This is a genomic window from Streptococcus mitis, assembly GCF_001074635.1.
Lineage (GTDB): Bacteria > Bacillota > Bacilli > Lactobacillales > Streptococcaceae > Streptococcus > Streptococcus mitis_E.
Genome location: NZ_JUQO01000192.1, coordinates 1 through 24,765 on the forward strand (window position 1 = coordinate 1; position 24,765 = coordinate 24,765).

The window sequence follows — 24,765 nt, forward strand, 5'->3', positions numbered from 1 at the left end:
ACATGTTTTTGAGGTTGTAGATGAAACTGACGAAGTCAGTAACCATACATACGGGAAGACGACGTTGACGAAGTTTGAAGAGATTTTCGAAGAGTATAAAGAGTTTCGTCTGTTGACAAAAGTGATTCTCTTTAGTAGAATAGAAGATGCGATGAGTCGATAGGTAGTCTTCGGACTACTATTGAGCATAAGGAGGTCATAACGCAGGAGCGGACCTTGATGAGTTGTGTGAACCTGCTCATCACATGAAGATGCCTCTTAGTCCCTAGTCTAGCGACTGGGGATTTTTATTTTCCAAAAAATGATGAAAAAGCTTTGCAATTCATGGAAAAAGTAGTATAATACATCTATTATAGAAATTTTTAGAAAATTCCGAAAGAGGTTATTTATGGGATATACAGTTGCTGTAGTCGGCGCGACAGGTGCTGTCGGTGCTCAGATGATAAAAATGTTGGAAGAATCAACACTTCCAATCGATAAAATTCGTTTACTTGCTTCTGCACGTTCAGCAGGCAAGACTTTGAAATTTAAAGATCAAGATATTACAATTGAAGAAACGACTGAAACTGCTTTTGAGGGAGTTGATATTGCTCTCTTTTCAGCAGGTGGTTCTACATCAGCTAAGTATGCACCATACGCAGTGAAAGCTGGAGCGGTAGTAGTTGATAATACATCTTACTTCCGTCAAAATCCAGACGTTCCTTTGGTTGTTCCAGAGGTCAATGCTCACGCACTTGATGCCCACAACGGGATTATTGCTTGCCCTAACTGTTCAACAATCCAAATGATGGTGGCGCTTGAACCTGTCCGTCAAAAATGGGGCTTGGATCGTATCATCGTTTCAACTTACCAAGCAGTTTCAGGTGCTGGTATGGGAGCGATTCTTGAAACACAACGTGAACTTCGTGAAGTGTTGAATGATGGTGTGAAACCACGTGATTTGCATGCGGAAATCTTACCTTCAGGCGGTGACAAGAAACATTATCCTATCGCCTTTAACGCTCTTCCACAAATCGATGTCTTCACTGACAATGATTACACTTATGAAGAGATGAAGATGACTAAGGAAACTAAGAAAATTATGGAAGATGATAGCATTGCAGTATCTGCAACATGTGTGCGTATTCCAGTCTTGTCAGCTCACTCTGAGTCTGTTTACATCGAAACAAAAGAAGTGGCTCCAATCGAAGAAGTCAAAGCAGCTATCGCAGTTTTCCCAGGTGCTGTTCTTGAAGATGATGTAGCTCATCAAATCTATCCGCAAGCTATCAATGCAGTGGGTTCACGTGATACCTTTGTTGGTCGTATCCGTAAAGACTTGGATGCAGAAAAAGGAATTCACATGTGGGTTGTTTCAGATAACCTTCTCAAAGGTGCTGCTTGGAACTCCGTTCAGATTGCTGAAACTTTGCACGAACGTGGTTTGGTTCGTCCAACAGCTGAATTGAAATTTGAATTAAAATAGTCATATCGTTTAGGAGTTCAGATGAACTCCTTCTTTGAAATAGAGAGGTGTTTTCATGTCTTACCAAGATTTAAAAGAGTGTAAAATCATCACAGCCTTTATTACTCCCTTCCACGAGGATGGCTCCATCAACTTTGATGCCATTCCAGCCTTGATTGAGCATTTGTTGGCGCATCATACAGACGGAATTCTCCTTGCAGGGACGACTGCTGAGAGTCCAACCTTGACCCACGATGAGGAGTTGGAACTCTTTGCGGCTGTACAAAAGATTGTCAATGGACGCGTTCCTTTGATTGCGGGTGTAGGTACCAATGATACGCGTGACTCGATCGAGTTTGTCAAAGAAGTCGCGGAATTTGGCGGTTTTGCTGCTGGGCTTGCTATTGTACCTTACTACAACAAACCTTCTCAAGAAGGAATGTATCAGCACTTTAAGGCCATTGCAGATGCTTCTGATCTACCTATTATTATCTATAATATTCCAGGTCGTGTGGTTGTCGAATTAACTCCAGAAACCATGCTTCGTTTGGCTGACCATCCAAATATTATCGGTGTCAAAGAATGTACTAGCTTGGCTAATATGGCTTACTTGATTGAGCACAAACCAGAAGAGTTCTTGGTGTATACTGGTGAAGATGGAGATGCTTTCCATGCCATGAACTTGGGTGCGGATGGGGTTATTTCTGTTGCCTCCCATACAAATGGAGATGAAATGCATGAGATGTTTACTGCCATAGCTGAAAGCAATATGAAGAAAGCTGCAGCTATTCAACGTAAGTTCATTCCTAAAGTCAATGCCCTCTTCTCTTATCCAAGTCCTGCTCCTGTTAAGGCAGTTCTGAACTATATGGGATTTGAAGCTGGCCCAACACGCTTACCTCTAGTTCCAGCACCAGAAGAAGATGCCAAACGCATTATCAAAGTTGTCGTAGATGGCGACTACGAAGCAACTAAGGCAACTGTAACAGGTGTCTTAAGACCAGATTACTAATAAGACAATAAAATCCATGACCGCAAGAACGATCATGGATTTTTCTTATTTTCCTAAACAAAATTGGCTAAAAAGTTGGGTAATGAGTTCATCTGGTGCAGCATCCCCAGTGATTTCTCCGAGGATTTCCCAAGTACGAGTCAAGTCAACTTGAAGCAAGTCAACTGGCATACCTAGTTCCAGCCCTTCATTAACAGCCTGTAGGCTTCCAACAGCCTTCTCAATCAAGGAAATATGACGGGCATTTGACAAGTAGGTAGCATCGTGCTCAACCAAACCAGCATTTTCAAAGAAGAGGTTGTTGATTCTCTCTTCAATCTTGTCGATGTTTTGGTTTTTAAGGACTGAAATACGAATAACGTCTTCAGGAAGTTCTGAAGTTTCAATCATTTCTGGTAGGTCAGTTTTGTTAAGAAGAATAATTCGGTTGGTATCCTGACTGATTTCAAGAAGTTGACGATCTTGGACTGTCAGCGGTTCACTAGCATTTAGGACTAGTAGTACTAGGTCAGCTTCCTTGAGGGCTTTTTTCGAACGTTCAACACCGATTTGTTCCACGATGTCATCCGTTTCGCGGATACCAGCTGTGTCAATCAATTTTAGAGGAACACCGTTGATGTTGACGTATTCTTCAATGACATCACGGGTTGTACCAGCAATGTCTGTAACGATAGCTTTGTCCTCACGTAAGAGGTTGTTGAGAAGGCTTGATTTCCCAACGTTGGGACGTCCGATGATAGCTGTTGAAATTCCTTCACGAAGGATTTTACCACGACGGGCTGTTCTAAGGAGATTGGTTAGCAATTGCTCAAACTCCATAGTCTTCTCACGGATAACAGCAGTAGTCGCTTCCTCAACATCGTCATACTCAGGATAGTCGATATTGACCTCAACTTGGGCAAGTGTGTTAAGGATTTCTTGACGGGTATTATTGATAAGATCAGAAAGGGAACCATCTAATTGTTTGACTGCAATGTTCATGGCCTTGTCTGTCTTGGCACGGATGATATCCATCACCGCCTCGGCCTGTGTTAAATCCACACGTCCATTTAGGAAGGCACGTTTGGTAAATTCACCAGGTTCTGCCAACCGAGCTCCTTCACGGATAACTAGTTGGAGAATTTCATTGGTCACCGCAATCCCGCCGTGAGTGTTAATCTCGATAATATCCTCACGAGTGAAGGTCTTTGGAGACTTCATAGCTCCAACCATAACCTCGTCCATGACTTTTCCTGTCTGAGGGTCAACGATGTGACCGTAGTTGAGAGTGTGGCTAGCAACCTGACTCAAGTCTTTCCCTTTGAAAATTTTTTGCGCAATTGCAAAACTTTCTGTTCCGCTCAGGCGTACAATACCGATAGCTCCTTCACCTAGTGGAGTAGAGATAGCAGCGATGGTATCAAATTCACGTGTAATCATAATGTTTCCTTTAATTAATTGCTCTTTTCTTGGAATATTCCAAGTCTCTTTTCAAATTGTAACAAATTTAGACTATTTCTTCAATGGATGCTACTTGGAGATTGAAAAAGCCTAAGCATTTCTGCTTAAGCTAGCTTATTTGGTGCGCATTTCCCCTTGTGGGAAGTAAGTTCCTTCTGGCATGTCGTTGATGATGACATGGACAGCAGATTGAGGGGCTCCAGTGTTGCGAACAACAGCTTCTGTTACTTCCTTAGCAAGAGCCTTCTTTTGCTCGAGCGTGCGTCCTTCAAATAAATCGATGCGTACAAATGGCATAATAGCTTCCTCCACTAGTTTTTGATTTCTTCTATTTTACCACATTTTGCCGTTTAAAGCTTAAGAAAATTATGATATACTAGAATGTAGCAAAAATTTAGAAATGGACGTGAAGCAAGAAACATGGCACAGTTGTATTATCGTTATGGGACCATGAACTCTGGTAAGACGATTGAGATTCTCAAGGTGGCCTATAACTATGAGGAGCAAGGAAAAGGTGTTGTGATTATGACCTCGGCTCTAGATACGCGTGACGGTGTTGGCTATGTGTCGAGTCGAATCGGTATGAAACGCCCTGCTCTTGCGATTGAGGAGACGACGGATATCTTTGGCTATATCCGAGACCTACCAGAAAAGCCTTACTGTGTTTTGGTCGATGAAGCCCAGTTTCTCAAGCGTCACCATGTTTACGATCTAGCTCGTGTAGTTGATGAGTTAGACATACCTGTCATGGCTTTTGGCTTGAAAAATGACTTTCGCAATGAACTGTTCGAAGGTTCCAAGTATCTCTTGCTCTTAGCAGACAAGATTGACGAAATCAAGACCATCTGTCAGTATTGTAAGAAAAAGGCAACTATGGTGTTGCGTACACAGGACGGATTGCCCGTTTATGATGGTGAGCAGATCCAGATTGGTGGAAATGAAACCTATATCTCAGTTTGCCGTAAACATTATTTTGCCCCTGAAATCAATAAGGAGAATGAAGAAAAATGAACATCTATGATCAACTACAAGCTGTAGAAGACCGTTATGAAGAATTAGGAGAGTTGCTGAGTGACCCGGATGTGGTCTCTGACACCAAACGTTTTATGGAGCTTTCAAAAGAAGAAGCTTCAACTCGTGACACAGTAACAGCCTACCGTGAGTACAAACAAGTCCTTCAAAACATCGTTGATGCTGAAGAAATGATTAAGGAATCAGGAGGAGATGCGGACTTGGAAGAAATGGCCAAGCAAGAGCTCAAAGATGCCAAGGCTGAAAAAGAAGAATACGAAGAAAAACTGAAGATCTTGCTCCTTCCAAAGGATCCAAACGATGACAAGAACATCATCCTTGAAATTCGTGGAGCGGCTGGTGGTGACGAAGCGGCACTTTTCGCTGGAGACCTTCTAACCATGTACCAAAAGTATGCGGAAGTCCAAGGCTGGCGCTTTGAAGTTATGGAAGCTTCTATGAACGGTGTCGGTGGTTTTAAAGAAGTGGTTGCCATGGTTTCGGGTCAATCTGTATACTCTAAACTTAAGTACGAATCAGGTGCTCATCGTGTGCAGCGTGTCCCTGTGACAGAAAGCCAAGGTCGTGTCCATACATCAACTGCCACAGTTCTTGTCATGCCTGAAGTGGAAGAGGTTGAATACGATATTGATCCAAAAGACCTTCGTGTTGATATCTACCACGCATCAGGTGCTGGTGGACAGAACGTCAATAAGGTTGCGACTGCTGTTCGTATCGTTCACTTGCCAACCAATATCAAGGTTGAGATGCAGGAAGAACGTACTCAGCAGAAGAACCGTGAGAAAGCCATGAAAATCATCCGTGCGCGTGTTGCCGACCACTTTGCTCAGATTGCTCAGGATGAACAGGACGCTGAGCGTAAGTCAACGATTGGTACTGGTGACCGTTCAGAACGAATCCGTACTTATAATTTCCCACAAAACCGTGTCACAGACCACCGTATCGGCTTAACTCTCCAAAAACTAGATACCATCTTGTCTGGTAAATTGGATGAAGTTGTGGACGCCTTGGTACTTTATGACCAAACGCAAAAATTAGAAGAATTAAACAAATAATGAAATTAGCTCAATTATTTTCAGATTTTGAAGAAGAGTTGATAAGACAAGGAGAGGAAGCAGAAAGCCTCTCTTTTGTCTATCGTAGCCTGAAAAATCTATCTTTTACGGACTTTGTTTTTGCCCTTCAGCAGGAAGTGACGGAAGAGGAAGAAGTATTTGTAGAAGAGATTTACCAGCAGTTAGTGGCTCATAAACCAGCCCAGTATATTATAGGTGGGGCAGATTTTCATGGAATGCAGTTAAAAGTGGATGAGCGGGTTTTGATTCCTCGTCCAGAGACAGAGGAGTTAGTGGAGCTTATTCTAGCTGAAAATCCTGAGACGAATCTTTCAGTTCTGGATATTGGAACAGGTAGTGGAGCTATTGCTCTTGCTCTAGCAAAAAACAGACCAGATTGGTCAGTGACAGCAGCAGATATTTCCCAAGATGCTTTAGATGTAGCTAGCGAAAATGCTAAAAATCAAAATCTTCAAATATTTTTAAAAAAATCTGACTGTTTTACAGAAATTTCTGAAAAATATGATATAATTGTTTCCAATCCACCCTATATCTCTCGTGAAGATGAGTCAGAGGTCGGCTTGAATGTCTTGCATTCGGAGCCTCATCTAGCTCTCTTTGCAGACGAGGATGGCCTAGCTATTTACCGTAGAATTGCGGAAGATGCAAAAGACTATCTCAAAGATGGTGGTAAGATTTACCTTGAAATTGGATACAAGCAAGGGCAAAGTGTTCCTGAACTTTTTAGGAAACATCTTCCTGAAAAACGTGTAAGAACACTTAAGGACCAATTTGGTCAAGATAGGATGGTCGTGATTGATGATGGACAGGATTAGACAAGAGTTGGAAAATGGTGGAGCTGTTGTTCTACCTACAGAGACAGTTTACGGTCTTTTTGCCAAGGCTCTAGACGAAAAAGCAGTTGACCATGTTTACCAACTCAAACGTCGTCCCAGAGACAAGGCACTCAATCTCAATATTGCCTCTTTAGAGGATATCTTGCACTTTTCAAAGAATCAGCCAGCTTATCTACAAAAACTTGTAGAGACCTTTTTGCCAGGTCCCTTGACCATTATCCTTGAAGCCAATGACCAAGTTCCCTATTGGGTCAATTCTGGCCTCGCGACTGTTGGATTTCGGATACCAAGTCATCCCATCACGCTGGATTTGATTCGAGAGACGGGACCCTTGATTGGACCGTCTGCTAATATTTCAGGTCAGGCAAGTGGAGTAACCTTTGAACAAATTCTGAAGGATTTTGACCAAGAGGTTCTGGGGCTGGAAGACGATGCTTTTCTAACGGGACAGGATTCAACTATTTTGGATTTGTCGGGAGACAAGGTGAAAATCTTACGCCAAGGGGCCATTAAGCGAGAAGATATTCTTGCTCGGTTGCCAGAGATTTCTTTTGAGGAGGCTTAAAATGCTAAGAGATTTGCAAGAAACAGATGTGAAAGCTATATGTGACATCAACCAAGAGGCTTTGGGCTATTCTTTTAGTTCAGAGGAAACGTCTAGCCAACTAGCTAGATTATCTCAGGATTCACATCATTTTCTACTTGGCTATGAGGATGAAGCTAGTCATGCCTTGCTTGGATATGTCCACGCTGAGGTCTATGAATCACTTTATTCTAAAGCAGGATTTAATATTTTAGCCTTAGCAGTTTCACCTCAAGCGCAAGGTCAAGGTATTGGTAAAAGATTATTACAAGGGTTGGAAGAAGAAGCAAAAAGACGTGATTATGGGTTTATCCGCTTAAACTCTGCCGATCATCGTCTGGGTGCTCATGCATTTTATGAAAAAGTTGGTTATACTTGTGATAAAGTGCAGAAACGGTTTATTCGCATCTTTTAGTTTGATTTTCTAATAAGAAAATGAAACTAATGGACTAGTCACACAATAAAGGAGAAGACCTATGATTTTTGATAAAGATGATTTTAAAGCATATGATGCTGATCTATGGAATGCTATTGCCAAAGAAGAAGAACGCCAACAAAACAACATTGAGTTGATTGCTTCGGAAAACGTAGTTTCCAAGGCTGTTATGGCAGCTCAAGGGTCTATCTTGACGAATAAATACGCCGAAGGCTACCCAGGACGCCGTTATTATGGTGGAACAGATGTAGTAGACGTGGTGGAAAGTCTAGCTATTGAACGTGCAAAAGAAATTTTCGGTGCAAAATTTGCCAATGTCCAACCACACTCAGGAAGCCAAGCCAACTGTGCGTCTTACATGGCCTTAATTGAGCCAGGTGATACCGTTATGGGGATGGATTTGGCAGCTGGTGGACACTTGACTCACGGAGCTCCTGTCAGCTTCTCAGGTCAAACTTATAACTTTGTGTCTTATAGTGTGGACCCTGAAACAGAACTCTTGGACTTTGATGCTATCTTGAAACAAGCCCAAGAAGTAAAACCAAAATTGATTGTAGCAGGTGCTTCAGCCTATTCTCAAATTATCGATTTTTCAAAATTCCGTGAAATTGCGGATGCTGTTGGGGCGAAGCTCATGGTAGACATGGCCCATATCGCTGGTTTGGTTGCTGCTGGTCTTCACCCAAGTCCAGTGCCATATGCTCATATCACTACAACAACGACCCACAAAACCCTTCGTGGACCTCGTGGTGGTTTGATCTTGACAAATGATGAGGACCTAGCTAAGAAAATCAACTCAGCTATTTTCCCAGGTATTCAAGGTGGTCCTTTGGAGCATGTTGTTGCTGCGAAGGCTGTTGCCTTCAAAGAAGTCTTAGATCCAGCCTTCAAGGAATATGCTGCCAATGTTATCAAGAACAGCAAGGCTATGGCAGATGTCTTCTTGCAAGACCCTGATTTCCGTATTATTTCTGGTGGGACTGAAAACCATCTCTTCCTAGTGGATGTGACTAAAGTTGTAGAAAACGGCAAAGTTGCTCAAAACTTGCTGGATGAAGTCAATATTACCCTAAATAAAAACTCAATTCCTTACGAAACCTTGTCACCATTCAAGACAAGTGGGATTCGTATCGGAGCAGCAGCCATTACTGCACGTGGATTTGGTGAAGAAGAAAGTCGCAAAGTGGCTAAGCTCATCATTAAAACCCTTAAGAATGCAGAAAATGAAGCTGTCTTAGAAGAAGTGAGAAGTGCAGTTAAAGAATTAACAGATGCCTTCCCACTATACGAGGACTAAAACTTTTATGGACATTTATATTAAGAAAGCCATTATTCACCAGTTCAGTCCGGATGATACCGAGCTGTTTCTAGCGGATAAGTTTCTCAATATCACTCCAAAAATCGAAGAATACCTGCGTAAGAAAATTGAACGTGTGTATTCAGATGAAGCTAAGACTGGGATTTTCGAAGAAGAAAATCCCTTCTTCAATCACATCACAGACGATTTGTTGGAGACTTCAGTAACACTGGCTAATCTCTGGAAAGAAGAGTTCAGTATTTCTGAAAATCTAAAGACCAATGACTTGATTTTTGTGCAATTTTCTAAAGAAGGTGTGGAACATTTCGCTTTCTTGCGAATTGCCCTGCGGGAGACCTTGACCCACCTCGGAGGAGAAGTTGATAATCCAATCAAGCTGACTCAGAATAACTTGCCTGGATTTGGAACGGGTGCTGATGAGGCCTTGGTGGTCAATCTTCAGAGTCGCAAGTACCATCTGATTGAAAAACGAATCAAGTACAATGGGACTTTTTTGAACTATTTTTCAGAAAATCTCCTAGCTGTTGCCCCTAAAATTTCTCCTAAGAAATCCATCAAGGAACTGGAAAAAACAGCCCAGAGAATTGCTGAATCTTTTAATACAGATGATTTTCAATTTCAATCTAAGGTCAAATCAGCGATTTTCAATAACTTAGAAGAAAGCAATGAATTGTCACCAGAAAAATTGGCCAACGACCTTTTTGACAATAATCTGACGGCTCGTTTGAGCTTTATTGATCAAGTCAAGGAAGCTGTACCAGAGCCTGTTCAATTTGATGAAATTGATGCCAGTCGCCAGCTTAAAAAATTTGAAAACCAAAAACTCTCCTTGTCAAATGGAATTGAGCTCATCGTTCCCAATAACGTCTATCAAGACGCCGAATCTGTTGAGTTTATCCAAAACGACAATGGAACCTACTCTATCTTAATCAAAAATATCGAGGATATCCAAAGTAAATAATGTTTAAACGAATTCGAAGAGTGCTTGTACTAGCAGTCTTCCTTTTTGCTGGCTATAAAGCTTACCGCGTTCACCAAGATGTCAAGCAAGTCATGACCTATCAACCCATGGTGCGAGAAATCTTGAGTGAAAAAGACACCCCAGCAAACGAAGAGCTTGTGCTCGCTATGATTTATACCGAAACAAAAGGAAAAGAAGGCGACGTCATGCAGTCTAGTGAGTCTGCAAGTGGTTCCACCAATACCATCAATGATAATGCCTCTAGCATTCGGCAAGGTGTTCAAACTCTGACAGATAATCTCTATCTGGCCCAGAAGAAGGGTGTTGATGTCTGGACAGCTGTTCAAGCCTATAATTTTGGACCTGCCTATATCGATTTTATCGCCCAAAATGGCAAGGAAAATACCTTGGCTCTGGCCAAACAGTACTCTCGTGATACTGTTGCTCCCTTGCTTGGCAATACCACCGGAAAGACTTATAGTTATATTCACCCTATTTCCATTTTTCACGGTGCCGAACTCTATGTAAATGGAGGAAACTATTACTATTCTAGACAGGTGCAACTCAACCTTTACATCATCAAATGTTTCACTCTCTTTTCGACATCTGGCTAGCCCAGGTGTTTTTGTTATAAGTTTTCTTTAAGATAGATATATTACTCTAGAAAGGTAAAGGAGGAAATTCCCTATGAGAAAGAAACTCTTTCTGACTAGTGCTGCGGTCTTGTGGGCAGTAACAGCTATGAATAGCGTCCATGCAGCAACAGATGTTCAAAAAGTTATCGATGAAACCTATGTCCAACCTGAATATGTCCTAGGTTCATCATTGTCTGAAGATCAAAAAAATCAAACCCTTAAAAAACTAGGCTACAATGCCTCAACAGACACCAAAGAGCTCAAGACCATGACACCTGATATCTATTCTAAAATCATGAATGTGGCCAATGACTCTAGTTTACAATTGTATTCATCAGCCAAGATTCAAAAGCTGGGTGACAAGTCGCCACTTGAGGTCAAGATTGAAACACCAGAAAACATTACTAAGGTGACTCAGGATATGTACCGAAACGCAGCCGTAACCTTGGGAGTGGAACACGCCAAAATCACTGTAGCAGCCCCTATTCCAGTTACAGGTGAGAGTGCCTTAGCAGGGATTTACTATTCGCTAGAGGCTAATGGAGCCAAGGTACCACAAGCCAATAAAGATTTGGCTCAAGAAGAGTTGAAGGCTTTGTCAGATATCAATGCTGAAAACAAGGACAAGTCAGGCTATGATGCTAATAAATTAAATGTTGCCCTAGCCGATATCAAGTCAGGACTCGCCAAAGCTAAAGAAAGCAAGGGAAATCTGACGGAGGAAGATGTCCGTAAAATCATTGAAGATACCTTAAAAAATTACAAACTTGATCAGGTTATAACAGGAAACCAGATCAATATCATCATCAATTTTGCTTTGAATCTCTCAAAGAGTGATATCCTCAGCAATACGGACTTCACTAAAACCTTGAATGACCTTAAACAAAGCATCGTATCACAAGCTGGCGACAGTTTTAAAAATATTAACCTTAACTTTGATGCGGATAAGGCGCTAGAGGACGGCGGTAATTTCCTAAGCTCCCTCTGGCAAGCCATTGTCAACTTCTTCAAGAGTTTTGGTTCTTAAGAAATTTCATGGTATAATAGATGGTAACCGTAACGTTGCCGTCTTTTTTGTCGGTCAATAGAAAGAGAAGAGAATGTTAAAGAAAAATGATATTGTAGAAGTTGAAATTGTTGACTTGACCCATGAAGGAGCAGGAGTTGCCAAGGTGGATGGTTTGGTCTTTTTTGTAGAGAATGCTTTACCGAGTGAAAAAATTCTCATGCGAGTTCTCAAGGTCAATAAAAAGATTGGTTTTGGAAAAGTAGAAGAATACCTTGTCCAATCACCACACCGTAATCAAGATCTAGATTTGGCTTACCTGCGTTCAGGAATCGCGGATTTAGGTCATCTTGCCTATCCAGAACAGCTCAAATTTAAAACCAAGCAAGTTAAGGATAGTCTATATAAGATTGCTGGAATTGATGATATAGAGGTTGCTGAAACGCTTGGTATGGAAAATCCAATCAAGTACCGCAACAAGGCACAGGTGCCTGTTCGTCGAGTGAATGGTGTCTTAGAAACTGGATTTTTCCGTAAGAATTCCCACGATCTCATGCCACTGGAAGATTTCTTTATCCAAGATCCTGTGATTGATGAGGTAGTAGTAGGTCTACGTGACTTGCTCCGCCGTTATGATTTGAAACCTTATGATGAAAAGGAACAAGCTGGCTTGATTCGAAACCTTGTGGTACGTCGTGGGCATTACTCAGGACAAATCATGGTTATTTTGGTAACAACTCGACCTAAAGTTTTCCGTGTGGAGCAATTGATTGAACAACTAATCAAGCAATTCCCAGAGATTGTGTCTGTTATGCAAAATATCAATGACCAAAATACCAATACGATTTTTGGTAAGGAATGGCGCATCCTTTATGGACAAGACTTTATCACTGACCAGATGTTGGGAAATGACTACCAAATCGCTGGACCCGCTTTTTACCAAGTCAATACTGAAATGGCTGAAAAACTTTATCAAACAGCCATTGACTTTGCTGAATTAAAAGAAGATGATGTGGTCATTGATGCCTATTCTGGTATCGGGACGATTGGTCTTTCTGTTGCGAAACATGTCAAGGAAGTCTATGGTGTCGAAGTGATTCCAGAAGCGGTTGAGAATAGCAAAAAGAATGCTCAGCTGAACAATATTTCAAATGCCCACTATGTTTGTGACACAGCTGAAAATGCCATGAAAAATTGGCTCAAAGATGGGATTCAACCAAGTCTTATCCTAGTGGACCCACCAAGAAAAGGACTCACAGAAAGCTTTATCAAAGCAAGTAGCAAAACAGGAGCAGACCGCATCGCCTATATCTCCTGCAATGTCGCTACTATGGCGCGTGATATCAAACTCTACCAAGAATTGGGATACGAGTTGAAGAAAGTCCAGCCGGTAGATTTATTTCCGCAAACGCACCACGTGGAGTGTGTAGTGTTGCTACAACGAAAAAAAGGGTGAAAATCCTTGATTTTAAGCTATTTTACAAGCATTTTGTCTTTGTAGATAAAGGCAATTTTGACGTCAAAAAAGTCCTAAAAAGGCACATAGATGTATATGTATTTGTAGATGTCGTTTGCGCATCGGAAAAATGAATACAACAATAAATATTTATCTAAAGAGAGAACAATTGTATATTGTTCTCCTTTTTTTATTTTCAGGAGGAAAAATGACAAAAGAATTACAATCATCACGCTATATTGTCATTTCATTTTTAGTACGTGAAATGGGAATTGACATTGTTGAAGCCATCTCTCTTATGGCTGAATTAGAAAAAAGTGGCTTGGTTCGATTGGAATCAAGTGGGGATTTAATACTCAAAGAACTTGGAGGAGCGCTATGAAACGAATAACCGCTAATCAATACCAAACTTCAGAACGGTATTATAAATTACCTAAAATTCTTTTTGAGGATGAGAAATATATGGATATGAAACTAGAAGTAAAGGTGGCTTATTCTATTTTAAAAGATCGTTTAGAATTATCTCTCAGTCGTGGTTGGATAGATGAAGAAGGAGCAGTCTATTTAGTATTTTCTAATTCTAAACTGATGAGGCTGTTAGGTTGTTCGAAGTCAAAATTACTGTCCATCAAGAAAACTCTTAAAGAATATGACTTAATTGATGAAGTTCAACAGTCTTCAAGTGAGAAAGGAAGACTAGCTAATAAGATTTATTTAGGGGAGTTGTCTTCTACCCCAGTAGGTATTTCAAACAGGCCTAGTGTTAAAAAAAGACTAGGGCAGGTTGAAAATGAAACGGCCCCCGTCTCACATTCAGCCCCTAGTGAGACTGAAGTTAGTGAGACTAAATATAGTGAGACTGAATCTTTATTTATTGAGGATGAGGAAGAAAGGAATACTCAACCTATCTTGAGAAGAAAAGTAGAAAAGGTCACAAAATATGATCGAGATTATATTTGGGGATTGGTACAAGATCAATTTAGACGAGAGGGTTTTTCTGAAACAGCCAGTGAAATTGCTATGACTGATTTTGAGAGAATCTATCAGTATGCTCTAGATAATGTTCACTTTGTTAGACGTGCGGAAGTTTTAGCTGAATTTGTGTTTAATGGCCTATATTCCGTTTGGAATAACCGTGTTAGAAAAGGAGGTGGTTAAAATGTCGCCAATCGAGTGGATATTAGTTATGCTCATTGTCATTTCAAGTGGTGTGACACTTTGGACATTGATAGTCGATCAGAAAGGGGTGATAAAGAAATGAAATTTATTGATTTATTTTCAGGTATCGGTGGTTTTCGACTTGGAATGGAAAGTGTCGGACACGAGTGTATTGGATTTTGTGAGATTGATAAATTTGCTAGAGAATCTTATAAGTCCATTTTTCAAACGGAAGGAGAAATTGAATTTCATGACATACGAGATGTTTCAGATGACGAATTTAAAAAACTTAGAGGGAAGGTCGATGTCATCTGTGGGGGATTCCCTTGTCAAGCATTTTCAATCGCAGGAAGACGATTGGGATTTGAAGATACTAGAGGCACTTTATTCTTTGAAATTGCTCGAGCGGCCAAACAAATCCAACCACGTTTTCTTTTTCTTGAAAATGTTAAAGGCCTACTCAATCACGATAAGGGACGGACGTTCACCACAATCCTTACCACGCTTGATGAATTGGGGTTTGATGTTGAGTGGCAGGTGCTTAACAGTAAGGATTTTGGCGTTCCCCAAAACAGAGAGAGGGTGTTTATTATCGGACATTCTAGAAAGAGAGGTACCAGACTCCTATTTCCTTTCAGACGAGAAGGTCAAGCAACTAACTCTGAGACTTTAAAAATATTAGGGAATTTGAATCCATCAAAAAATGGAATGAGTGGTAAAGTCTATTATTCAGAAGGTCTTGCACCAACCTTAGTTCGTGGAAAAGGAGAAGGATTTAAAGTTGCGATTCCTTGTATGACACCAGACAGATTAGAAAAAAGACAAAATGGTAGACGTTTCAAGGATAATCAAGAGCCAATGTTTACTTTAAATACTCAGGATCGCCATGGTATTGTCGTTGTTGGAGATTTACCAACTAGCTTTAAGGAGACCGGTCGCGTCTATGGAAGTGAGGGCTTATCTCCAACACTGACTACGATGCAAGGTGGAGATAAAATCCCCAAAATACTGATTCCAGAACCAATCAAATTTCTAAAAGTCCGAGAGGCAACGAAAAAAGGATATGCTCAAGCAGAAATAGGAGATTCAATCAATTTAGAAAGACCAAGTTCTCAGTATCGTCGTGGTAGAGTTGGAAAAGGTATAGCGAATACGTTAACAACTAGTGGGCAAATGGGAGTAGTAGTGGCTAGCTATGAAGGAGAAGATAAACAAGTTTACCAAGTAGCTGGTGTCTTAATTGAAGGGGAATTTTACCGTTTGAGAATACGACGAATCACTCCTAAAGAGTGTTTTAGACTGCAGGGCTTTCCTGATTGGGCTTTTGAAGCTGCTAGAAAAGTCTCTAGTAATAGTCAGCTCTATAAACAAGCTGGTAATAGTGTAACCGTTCCTGTGATTGCCGCAATCGCAAAAAAATTAAAAGAAATAGAGGAAAAAGATGAAAGCATTAAATAAAGAATCAATACTAGATTGTGATGAATTAGAAACAGAATTACATGACGCAGAAATCAAACAGCTGGATGAACAAATATTTTTGATGCCCAATTATCCATGTGAGTTTGAGGTGACATTTTTAGATGATTACCATAAAAAACACAACTACCCCCTATTTTACGAATCCTATCTTCAAAACATTATGGAATTCCTTGAAAGTCAGGATATAAAGAACGGAGCTGATGCCTTTGTAGATGATCATCAGAATCTTGTTTTTGTTTTATATGGACAAGGCTATCGAGCCGAGGGAAAAGAGGGAATACTTACAACCCAAGTAACTGTAAAAGCTTATGATGAAGACAAGAAACCAATTAACTTCGCAAATTTATTAGATTCCTTAATAGTCTCAGAATATCAAATGGAACCGAATCTTTGGGAGGTCTCCCATGATTGATCTCTATCTAAGTAAAAATAGCCAAAGAAATCAACTTCTTTTAGACTTTTTCCAAAACTATGGCATCGAGGTATCTTGTCATTCAGTTTCTGAAATGACAAAGGATAAATTAATTGAGATGATGAGCTATTCTTCAGATTGTTTTGAGTTTTTATCTCCTAATTTATTACGATTTAAGAACCGTGACAATCTAAAATTAACAGATTTCATTGAAATGATATTAAAAAATCCTGAACTAACTATTAGACTTCCTCTTGCGGTTTCAAATAAGAGGGTTTATCCAAATCTGAATCTAGAGGAGGCTAGAGCTTTATTGCCAAGAGATACGAAACAATTGATTTACATGGCACAAACACATTATTTATCTAACTAAAGGAGAAGCAATATGGCTGAACGATTTTGGGAGAACTTGTCCATTATTTTGGCTGAAAGAAATATCAGCTGGATTGAGTTAACCAGAAAAATGTTTGCGGGAGAGTTTCACTATCCAAGTGAATTGAATCGTTTGTATCAAAAGATTCGCCACTATAAGATGGAACAACGAATGCCTCAAAGTCCATGGGTAGAAAGGATTGTGCAGGTATTAGATTTAGATTATGAAGATTTATTTCGGAGGTAACTATGAAAAGAATAATTCCAGTTTATATATTCCAACAAGTAAATGTCCTATTGGTATCTCTATACTTACTGAAATTTCTTTGTATCGGTGAGTTAACTATACTACAGATTCTCTATGGTGCATCACTCATTTCTTTTTTATGGATGTATGGTCAACGAAAACAAGTGGTCAAGGTCAATATGAAATCTAGGATAAAATGGCTTGGTATTGGATTCGTTAGCCTACTAATTATAAGTCTATGTTTTAGTCTGATTCATGCTCAAGGAACTACGAATCAAGCAAACTTAATTGGCCTTCAACATCAAATTCCTTGGTTTTCATTTTTATGGTTCTTAATCAATGCGAGTATGGTTGAAGAATTTCTGTATCGAGAAATTTTATGGAACTTGGTCAGAAAATTAGATATCAGAGTTGCTTTGACAAGTGTTTTATTTGCGTTAGCACATCATCCAGGAACCATTCTAGCTTGGTGTTTATATGTTTCACTTGGGATGTTTTTAGGGCTTGTACGCTACAAATCGGACTTATGGGGAAGTATGGGACTACATTTGGTGTGGAACCTACTAGTTTATAGTTTGCTGCTTTTTTAAAATAGGTGATCTGATTTATCTCATAAATCAGTAGTTTTTATAGGATTATTTTTAATTCGGAAACAAAAATGTATTAACAGTATAAAATAAAGAAACTAGGAACATTTTTTCTATTTTTTTAGAAATAAAATGTTGTATAGAAATTCCGAAAGAAATAATAAAATAAAAATATAAATTAATAAAACATGTATATATGAGCATATCGACGTCGATAAATGTTCTTGAAAGGCATAAAATACAAATATAAAGAATAAAAAAATGTTATATCTTTATATTTGTTGTTCTGTTATGAAATGAAAGAAATTGGAAACTAGTTTCTAAATCATGAAAAATATTGAAAAAAAAAAAAATAAGTGTTAGAATAAAGAATGTAAACGTTTACTTTAACAAAGGAGCTCATATGTTACTACAAAAAGAACTAATTCCAATGATAGAAGCTAACTTACCAAATATGGCATATGCTGAAAAAGACATTGCTAAATTCTTCTTAAAACAGCAACCTCTTAATAATTATTCATGTGAGGCATTGTGCGAAAGCCTTAATGTATCCAAAGCAACATTGACTCGATTTGCGAAAAAATGTGGTTTTAAAGGTTTTAGACAATTCATTTTCAAATACCAAGAGATGATTCGTGAGAAAGAAAAGTTAGCATTGTATACAGAGGCTACAGAAAAAGTTTTATCTGACTATGAAGAAATGTTGAGAAAAACTTACACGGTTCTTGATGAAGTTCAACTTGAGCGTATTGCTGAGATGATAGAAACTGCTGAGCGTGTATATCTTTATGGTGAAGGAAGTTCTGTTCTTGCTTTACAAGAAATGAAGATGAGATTTATGCGTCTCGGAGTCATTGGTGAAGTATTATCAGACGAGGATATGATTTTGTGGAATAGCTTATTACTTAATGAAAATTGCCTCGTCATTGGAGCATCTATTTCAGGTCAAACTGATATTGTACTAGAAGGTCTTCAAAAAGCTGCGGATAAAGGCGCTAAAACAGTTTTAATGACTACAAGAAATTTTGACGAAGAAGATTGTTTCTTTGATGAATTATTGTTATTAGCTTCGATCAATCATCTCTCGTATGGCAATCGCATATCACCTCAGTTTCCAATACTTTTAATTACAGACTGCTTATTCTCTCATTATCTGGAAAGTCCAGAGAGACAATATTATTACAATCAAACTATTATCCATAAGGAGGAATAATAAAATGAGCCAAATTTGGACTAAAGAAAAATTTATAAGTCAAGTCCATGGTGGAGTCATTGTTTCTTGTCAAGCTTTACCCGGTGAACCCCTTTATAATGAAGAATTTAGCTTGATGCCTTTTATGGCTAAAGCAGCTTTAGAGGCAGGAGCAGTGGGCATTCGCGCAAATTCTGTGCGTGATATTAAAGCAATTCAGAAAGTAGTAGATTTACCAATAATTGGAATTATCAAAAGAGATTATCCACCTCAAGAACCATATATTACTGCTACGATGAAAGAAGTAGATGAACTTGTAGAATGCGGAACAACAGTTATTGCATTTGATGCAACTTTAAGACCAAGATATGATGGCTTAGTTGTCAGTGAATTTATCAAAAAAATAAAAGAAAAATATCCTAATCAATTGTTGATGGCGGATGTAAGTAATTTTGATGAAGGTCTCTATGCATTTAAATCAGGCGTTGATTTTGTTGGTACAACATTATCAGGGTACACAAGTACAAGTGTACAATCAGATGAGCCTGATTTTGAACTAATGAAAAAATTGGCTGATTTTAATATTCCGGTAATTGCCGAAGGAAAAATTCATTATCCAGAACAATTAAAAAAAGCTTATAGTTTAGGTGTTACCAGTGTTGTCATTGGTGGAGCGATTACACGTCCAAAAGAAATTGCTCAGCGATTTATTAATGTCATCAAATAAAAAACAATATAAAGGAGAAATCTGATGAAAGATTTAACTAAATACAAAGGCGTTATTCCTGCATTTTATGCTTGCTATGATGAAAATGGTGAAATTAGCCAAGAACGTGTAAAATCTCTGGTGCAATATTTCATTGACAAAGGTGTAAAAGGTATCTATGTAAATGGTTCTTCAGGTGAATGTATTTACCAAAGTGTAGAAGATCGTAAACAAATTATTGAAGCTGTTATGGAAGTTGCTAAAGGTAAATTAACAGTTATCAACCATGTTGCATGTAATAACACGAAAGATAGTATTGAATTGGCAAAACATTCAGAAAGTGTTGGAGTCGATGCTATTGCTGCTATCCCACCTATTTACTTCAAATTGCCAGAATATTCAATCGCAGCATATTGGAATGCAATGAGTGAAGCTGCGCCAAATACAGATTTTATCATTTATAATATTCCACAATTGGCAGGGGTTGCGTTGACTGGTAGTTTGTATGCAACAATGCGTCAAAATCCTCGTGTGATTGGAGTTAAAAATTCTTCTATGCCTGTACAAGATATTCAAATGTTTGTAGCTGCAGGTGGAGAAGATTACATTGTATTTAATGGTCCAGATGAACAATATCTTGGTGGTCGCTTGATGGGAGCAGAAGCTGGTATTGGTGGTACTTATGGCGTTATGCCAGATTTGTTCTTGAAATTGGAAAGTTTGATTCAAGAACGAGATTTAGATACTGCTAAAAAACTTCAATATGCTATCAATGAAGTTATCTATAAGATGGTATCAGGTAAGGCAAATATGTATGCTGTAGCAAAAGAGGTTTTGCGTCTAAATGAAAAACTTGATTTAGGTTCTGTTCGTCAACCCTTAGAAGCATTGGCAGAAGGTGACTTGGAAGTTGCAAAACAAGCAGCAAAACTTATTCAACAAGCACGAAAAGAATTTTTATAATAAATAAAATCAATATGGAGATATGTTATGGGCACAACAGGATTTACAATAATTGACTTAATTATCTTGATTGTTTATTTACTTGCGGTGTTGGTTGCGGGTATCTATTTCTCTAAAAAAGAGATGAAAGGAAAAGAGTTCTTTAAAGGAGATGGTTCGGTTCCTTGGTATGTTACTTCGGTATCCATTTTTGCCACAATGCTCAGTCCGATTTCCTTCTTAGGACTCGCTGGTAACTCTTATGCAGGTAGCTGGATTTTATGGTTTGCTCAATTAGGGATGGTTGTAGCTATTCCACTGACAATTCGTTTTATCTTACCTATCTTTGCACGGATAGACATCGATACGGCATATGATTACTTGGATAAACGTTTTAATTCTAAAGCACTTCGTATTATTTCAGCACTCTTGTTTATTATTTATCAATTGGGACGTATGTCTATCATTATGTACCTCCCATCAGCTGGTTTATCAGTATTGACAGGAATTGACATCAATATTTTGATTATTTTGATGGGTGCAATTGCAATTGTTTATTCTTATACTGGTGGTCTAAAATCCGTATTATGGACAGACTTTATTCAAGGTGTGGTTCTGATTAGTGGTGTCGTTGTAGCTTTATTTGTACTGATGGCTAATATTAAAGGTGGCTTTGGTGCAGTAGCAGAAACATTAGCAAACGGGAAATTCCTTGCTGCAAATGAAAAACTTTTCGATCCTAACTTGCTTTCAAACTCCATCTTCTTAATTGTGATGGGTTCAGGCTTTACAATCTTGTCTTCCTATGCTTCATCTCAAGATTTGGTTCAACGTTTTACTACAACACAAAATATTAAGAAACTTAATAAAATGTTGTTCACAAATGGTGTCTTGTCACTTGCAACTGCAACAGTCTTTTACTTGATCGGTACAGGCTTGTACGTATTCTATCAAGTACAAAATGCAGGTAGTGCAGCTAGCAATATCCCTCAAGACCAAATCTTTATGTACTTTATTGCATACCAGTTACCAGTAGGTGTCACAGGTTTGATCTTGGCAGCGATTTATGCAGCAGCTCAATCAACTATTTCAACAGGTTTGAACTCTGTTGCAACTTCATGGACATTGGATATTCAAGATGTCATTTCTAAAAATATGTCAGACGATCGTCGTACGAAAATTGCACAATTCGTATCTCTAGCAGTAGGTTTATTCTCAATTGTTGTTTCCATTATCATGGCTCATTCAGATATTAAATCTGCATACGAATGGTTCAATAGTTTCATGGGACTTGTACTTGGTCTACTTGGTGGTGTATTCATTCTTGGTTTTGTTTCTAAAAAAGCAAATAAACAAGGTGCTTATGCAGCGCTGATTGTATCAACCATCGTTATGGTATTTATTAAATACTTCCTTCCTCCAACAGCTGTTAGCTACTGGGCATATTCATTGATTTCAATTTCTGTATCAGTAGTGTCAGGTTATATTGTATCTGTTCTTACTGAAAATAAAGTATCTGCACCTAAATATACAACGATTCATGATATTTCAGAAATTAAAGCGGATTCAAGTTGGGAAGTTCGTCACTAGTCACTAATAGAAAAGAGAAAATAATATGATTATTTCTGAACAATCTGATTTTAGACGATATGCTTCTGTCAATAAACATTTTTCAAAAGTCTGTGATTTTTTAGAAAATACAAATTTGACAGATTTAGTTGATGGAAAAATTGATATTGACGGGGAAAATGTTTTTGCAAATTGTATGACTTATCTAGCTGATGGAGTTCCTGGAGATATTTTTGAAACTCATAAGAAATATTTAGATATTCATATTGTTGTTGAAAATACAGAAAAAATGGCAGTAACTTCCCCAGTTCGTGCTCAGTCACGTGTACCTTTTAGCGAAGAGAAGGATATTGCTTTTTACGATAGCAAAGACTATCAAATTGTTGAATTGCTTCCAGGGAATATGTTGGTGACTTTTGAAGAAGATCTTCACCAACCAAAGATTCATTGCAATGATGAAACTGTTAAAAAACTTGTTATCAAAGTTTTAAATGAGGAAAAATAAAATGAAAAAAAATATTAAACAATATGTAACCTTAGGTACTGTAGTGGTATTATCAGCATTTGTTGCTAACTCAGTTGCAGCTCAGGAGACTGAAACTTCTGAAGTATCAACACCAGAGTTGGTGCAACCTGTTTCACCAACGACTTCGATTTCGGAAGTACAACATAAATCGGGTAACTCTTCGGAAGTTACTGTACAACCTCGAACAGTTGAAACTACTGTTAAGGATCAATCTTCCACAGCGGATGCGATTTCGGGAGTACAACCTAAATCGGATAATTCTTCGGAAGTTACTGTACAACCTCGAACAGTCGAAACTACTGTTAAGGATCCATCTTCTACAGCGGAAGAAACTCCTGTCTTAGAAAAAAATAATGTTACTTTAACAGGGGGCGGTGAAAATGTTACTAATGAGTTAAAGGATAAACTTACTAGCGGTGACTTTACTGTAGTGATTAAGTACAATCAGTCTAGTGAGAAAGGTTTACAAGCTTTGTTTGGAATATCTAATTCTAAACCCGGTCAACAAAATAGTTATGTAGATGTGTTCCTTAGAGACAATGGTGAATTGGGAATGGAAGCGCGTGATACTTCTTCCAATAAAAATCACCTAGTATCCAGACCTGCTTCAGTTTGGGGTAAGTACAAACAAGAGGCTGTGACTAACACTGTTGCAGTAGTAGCAGATTCAGTCAAAAAAACATATTCTTTATATGCTAATGGTACAAAAGTAGTAGAAAAGAAAGTGGATAACTTCCTAAGCCTCAAGGATATTAAAGGTATTGATTACTATATGCTTGGGGGAGTGAAACGTGCAGGAAAAACGGCGTTTGGTTTTAACGGAACACTAGAAAATATCAAATTCTTTAATAGTGCATTGGATGAAGAAACTGTTAAAAAGATGACAACAAACGCTGTTACTGGACATTTAATTTATACGGCTAATGATACAACAGGTTCTAACTATTTCCGTATTCCAGTTCTGTATACTTTTAGCAATGGTCGGGTTTTTTCAAGCATTGACGCTCGTTACGGTGGAACTCATGATTTCTTGAATAAAATTAATATTGCTACAAGTTATAGTGATGATAATGGTAAGACATGGACTAAACCAAAATTAACATTGGCATTCGATGATTTTGCGCCAGTACCATTAGAATGGCCTCGTGATGTTGGTGGACGTGACTTACAAATCAGCGGTGGTGCAACCTATATTGACTCTGTTATTGTTGAAAAAAATAATAAACAAGTACTCATGTTTGCTGATGTTATGCCTGCTGGAGTAAGTTTTAGAGAAGCTACTAGAAAAGATTCAGGTTATAAACAAATTGATGGTAATTATTACCTTAAATTAAAGAAACAAGGTGATACTGATTATAATTATACTATTCGTGAGAATGGTACTGTATACGACGATCGTACCAACAGACCAACTGAATTTTCAGTAGATAAAAATTTCGGTATTAAACAAAATGGTAATTATTTGACGGTAGAGCAATATTCGGTTTCATTTGAAAATAATAAAAAGACTGAATATCGTAATGGGACTAAAGTCCATATGAATATCTTCTACAAAGATGCATTATTCAAAGTAGTGCCAACGAACTATATTGCATATATTTCTAGCAATGATCATGGCGAATCTTGGTCTGCACCAACTTTATTACCTCCTATAATGGGACTTAATCGGAATGCGCCTTATTTGGGTCCTGGACGTGGAATCATTGAAAGCTCAACCGGACGTATTCTTATTCCGTCTTACACTGGTAAAGAGTCTGCATTCATTTATAGTGACGATAATGGAGCGTCTTGGAAAGTTAAAGTTGTGCCACTTCCTTCTAGTTGGTCAGCAGAAGCACAATTTGTAGAATTGAGTCCAGGAGTAATTCAAGCATACATGCGTACAAATAATGGTAAAATTGCATATTTAACAAGTAAAGACGCAGGTACTACTTGGAGTGCGCCGGAATATTTGAAATTTGTTTCAAATCCAAGTTATGGAACACAATTATCAATCATCAATTATAGTCAATTGATTGATGGTAAAAAGGCTGTCATTTTAAGTACTCCAAACTCCACAAATGGTCGTAAACACGGACAAATTTCGATTGGTCTAATTAATGATGATAATACAATTGATTGGCGTTATCATCACGATGTTGATTATAGTAACTATGGATACTCATATTCAACATTGACAGAGTTACCAAATCATGAAATTGGATTGATGTTTGAAAAATTTGATTCATGGTCTCGTAATGAACTTCATATGAAAAATGTTGTACCATATATAACATTTAAGATTGAAGATTTGAAAAAGAATTAAAGCTGAAATTTAAATATATTGAAAGAGGATAAAAA

Annotated in this window: 27 protein-coding genes; 25 read left to right on the forward strand and 2 right to left on the reverse strand. The window is 38.4% G+C overall.

All coding sequences use genetic code 11. The annotated features are described in order from the left end of the window. The first annotated feature begins 388 nt into the window (after positions 1-388). Together ADI58_RS07750 and dapA are read left to right on the forward strand one after the other, a co-directional pair. Positions 389-1,465 carry an aspartate-semialdehyde dehydrogenase gene (locus ADI58_RS07750; RefSeq protein ID WP_049522094.1) on the forward strand — a complete coding sequence of 359 codons (1,077 nt, stop codon included), beginning with the start codon at positions 389-391 and terminating at the stop codon, positions 1,463-1,465. Positions 1,466-1,520: 55 nt separating this feature from the next. Continuing rightward, on the forward strand, positions 1,521-2,456 hold the full coding sequence (gene dapA / locus ADI58_RS07755; protein WP_049522095.1) for a 4-hydroxy-tetrahydrodipicolinate synthase: 936 nt from the start codon (positions 1,521-1,523) through the stop codon (positions 2,454-2,456). Between the two features lie 45 nt (positions 2,457-2,501). On the opposite strand, the gene mnmE is transcribed toward dapA, so the two are convergent. Further along, the gene (gene mnmE / locus ADI58_RS07760) at positions 2,502-3,875 is read right to left on the reverse strand and encodes a tRNA uridine-5-carboxymethylaminomethyl(34) synthesis GTPase MnmE (RefSeq protein WP_049522096.1); all 1,374 of its coding nucleotides are present in this window, start codon (positions 3,873-3,875) and stop codon (positions 2,502-2,504) included. A gap of 135 nt (positions 3,876-4,010) precedes the next feature. Next, positions 4,011-4,193, reverse strand: a complete 183-nt coding sequence (locus ADI58_RS07765; protein WP_001117401.1) for a 4-oxalocrotonate tautomerase — start codon at positions 4,191-4,193, stop codon at positions 4,011-4,013. Between the two features lie 123 nt (positions 4,194-4,316). Between ADI58_RS07765 and ADI58_RS07770 the strand changes: the two genes are divergently transcribed. From ADI58_RS07770 to ADI58_RS07875, 23 genes are all read left to right on the forward strand, one after another. Further along, positions 4,317-4,907, forward strand: coding sequence for a thymidine kinase (locus ADI58_RS07770; protein ID WP_000068143.1), 591 nt, complete (start codon positions 4,317-4,319; stop codon positions 4,905-4,907). Beyond that, positions 4,904-5,983: a peptide chain release factor 1 gene (prfA, locus tag ADI58_RS07775; RefSeq protein ID WP_049522097.1), complete on the forward strand. Its 1,080-nt coding sequence runs from the start codon at positions 4,904-4,906 to the stop codon at positions 5,981-5,983. The genes ADI58_RS07770 and prfA overlap by 4 nt, the downstream gene beginning before the upstream one ends. Then, on the forward strand, positions 5,983-6,819 hold the full coding sequence (gene prmC, locus ADI58_RS07780) for a peptide chain release factor N(5)-glutamine methyltransferase (RefSeq protein WP_049522098.1): 837 nt from the start codon (positions 5,983-5,985) through the stop codon (positions 6,817-6,819). Before prfA ends, prmC begins: the two co-directional genes overlap by 1 nt. Next, entirely contained in the window at positions 6,803-7,405 is a 603-nt protein-coding gene (locus ADI58_RS07785; protein ID WP_049522099.1) for an L-threonylcarbamoyladenylate synthase, read from the forward strand. Before prmC ends, ADI58_RS07785 begins: the two co-directional genes overlap by 17 nt. Position 7,406: 1 nt before the next feature. Continuing rightward, entirely contained in the window at positions 7,407-7,838 is a 432-nt protein-coding gene (locus tag ADI58_RS07790) for a GNAT family N-acetyltransferase (RefSeq protein ID WP_049522100.1), read from the forward strand. Between the two features lie 61 nt (positions 7,839-7,899). Further along, entirely contained in the window at positions 7,900-9,156 is a 1,257-nt protein-coding gene (gene glyA, locus ADI58_RS07795; protein ID WP_049522101.1) for a serine hydroxymethyltransferase, read from the forward strand. A gap of 7 nt (positions 9,157-9,163) precedes the next feature. Next, positions 9,164-10,138, forward strand: a complete 975-nt coding sequence (locus ADI58_RS07800) for a nucleoid-associated protein (protein ID WP_049522102.1) — start codon at positions 9,164-9,166, stop codon at positions 10,136-10,138. Beyond that, entirely contained in the window at positions 10,138-10,752 is a 615-nt protein-coding gene (pmp23, locus tag ADI58_RS07805; protein ID WP_023940692.1) for a cell wall hydrolase Pmp23, read from the forward strand. Before ADI58_RS07800 ends, pmp23 begins: the two co-directional genes overlap by 1 nt. A 73-nt stretch (positions 10,753-10,825) precedes the next feature. After that, complete coding sequence (locus tag ADI58_RS07810) at positions 10,826-11,800, forward strand: DUF1002 domain-containing protein (RefSeq protein WP_049522103.1); 975 nt, start codon at positions 10,826-10,828, stop codon at positions 11,798-11,800. 73 nt (positions 11,801-11,873) lie between these two features. Then, the gene (gene rlmD, locus ADI58_RS07815) at positions 11,874-13,235 is read left to right on the forward strand and encodes a 23S rRNA (uracil(1939)-C(5))-methyltransferase RlmD (RefSeq protein WP_049522104.1); all 1,362 of its coding nucleotides are present in this window, start codon (positions 11,874-11,876) and stop codon (positions 13,233-13,235) included. Positions 13,236-13,443: 208 nt separating this feature from the next. Beyond that, positions 13,444-13,617, forward strand: a complete 174-nt coding sequence (locus tag ADI58_RS11395; RefSeq protein WP_000159607.1) for a hypothetical protein — start codon at positions 13,444-13,446, stop codon at positions 13,615-13,617. Beyond that, positions 13,614-14,393 (forward strand): replication initiator protein A, encoded by a 780-nt coding sequence (locus ADI58_RS07820; protein ID WP_049522105.1) that lies wholly within the window; start codon positions 13,614-13,616, stop codon positions 14,391-14,393. The genes ADI58_RS11395 and ADI58_RS07820 overlap by 4 nt, the downstream gene beginning before the upstream one ends. 99 nt (positions 14,394-14,492) lie before the next feature. After that, complete coding sequence (dcm, locus tag ADI58_RS07825) at positions 14,493-15,851, forward strand: DNA (cytosine-5-)-methyltransferase (RefSeq protein WP_049522107.1); 1,359 nt, start codon at positions 14,493-14,495, stop codon at positions 15,849-15,851. Next, complete coding sequence (locus ADI58_RS07830) at positions 15,835-16,284, forward strand: hypothetical protein (RefSeq protein ID WP_000645882.1); 450 nt, start codon at positions 15,835-15,837, stop codon at positions 16,282-16,284. Before dcm ends, ADI58_RS07830 begins: the two co-directional genes overlap by 17 nt. After that, complete coding sequence (locus ADI58_RS07835; protein ID WP_000566543.1) at positions 16,277-16,657, forward strand: thioredoxin domain-containing protein; 381 nt, start codon at positions 16,277-16,279, stop codon at positions 16,655-16,657. Before ADI58_RS07830 ends, ADI58_RS07835 begins: the two co-directional genes overlap by 8 nt. A gap of 12 nt (positions 16,658-16,669) precedes the next feature. Next, positions 16,670-16,903: a hypothetical protein gene (locus ADI58_RS07840; RefSeq protein WP_000840776.1), complete on the forward strand. Its 234-nt coding sequence runs from the start codon at positions 16,670-16,672 to the stop codon at positions 16,901-16,903. Between the two features lie 2 nt (positions 16,904-16,905). Next, positions 16,906-17,493 (forward strand): CPBP family intramembrane glutamic endopeptidase, encoded by a 588-nt coding sequence (locus ADI58_RS07845; protein WP_049522109.1) that lies wholly within the window; start codon positions 16,906-16,908, stop codon positions 17,491-17,493. A gap of 400 nt (positions 17,494-17,893) precedes the next feature. Beyond that, the gene (locus ADI58_RS07850; RefSeq protein WP_024058031.1) at positions 17,894-18,703 is read left to right on the forward strand and encodes a MurR/RpiR family transcriptional regulator; all 810 of its coding nucleotides are present in this window, start codon (positions 17,894-17,896) and stop codon (positions 18,701-18,703) included. 4 nt (positions 18,704-18,707) lie between these two features. After that, positions 18,708-19,409, forward strand: a complete 702-nt coding sequence (locus ADI58_RS07855) for an N-acetylmannosamine-6-phosphate 2-epimerase (protein WP_024058030.1) — start codon at positions 18,708-18,710, stop codon at positions 19,407-19,409. 24 nt (positions 19,410-19,433) lie between these two features. Then, positions 19,434-20,351, forward strand: coding sequence for an N-acetylneuraminate lyase (locus ADI58_RS07860; protein WP_049522110.1), 918 nt, complete (start codon positions 19,434-19,436; stop codon positions 20,349-20,351). Between the two features lie 27 nt (positions 20,352-20,378). Further along, positions 20,379-21,920 carry a sodium:solute symporter family protein gene (locus ADI58_RS07865; protein WP_045611610.1) on the forward strand — a complete coding sequence of 514 codons (1,542 nt, stop codon included), beginning with the start codon at positions 20,379-20,381 and terminating at the stop codon, positions 21,918-21,920. A 25-nt stretch (positions 21,921-21,945) separates the two neighbouring features. After that, positions 21,946-22,404: a NanQ anomerase/TabA/YiaL family protein gene (locus tag ADI58_RS07870; protein WP_000587140.1), complete on the forward strand. Its 459-nt coding sequence runs from the start codon at positions 21,946-21,948 to the stop codon at positions 22,402-22,404. A 1-nt stretch (position 22,405) separates the two neighbouring features. Beyond that, positions 22,406-24,730 carry a sialidase domain-containing protein gene (locus ADI58_RS07875; protein ID WP_049522113.1) on the forward strand — a complete coding sequence of 775 codons (2,325 nt, stop codon included), beginning with the start codon at positions 22,406-22,408 and terminating at the stop codon, positions 24,728-24,730. Positions 24,731-24,765: the final 35 nt, after the last annotated feature.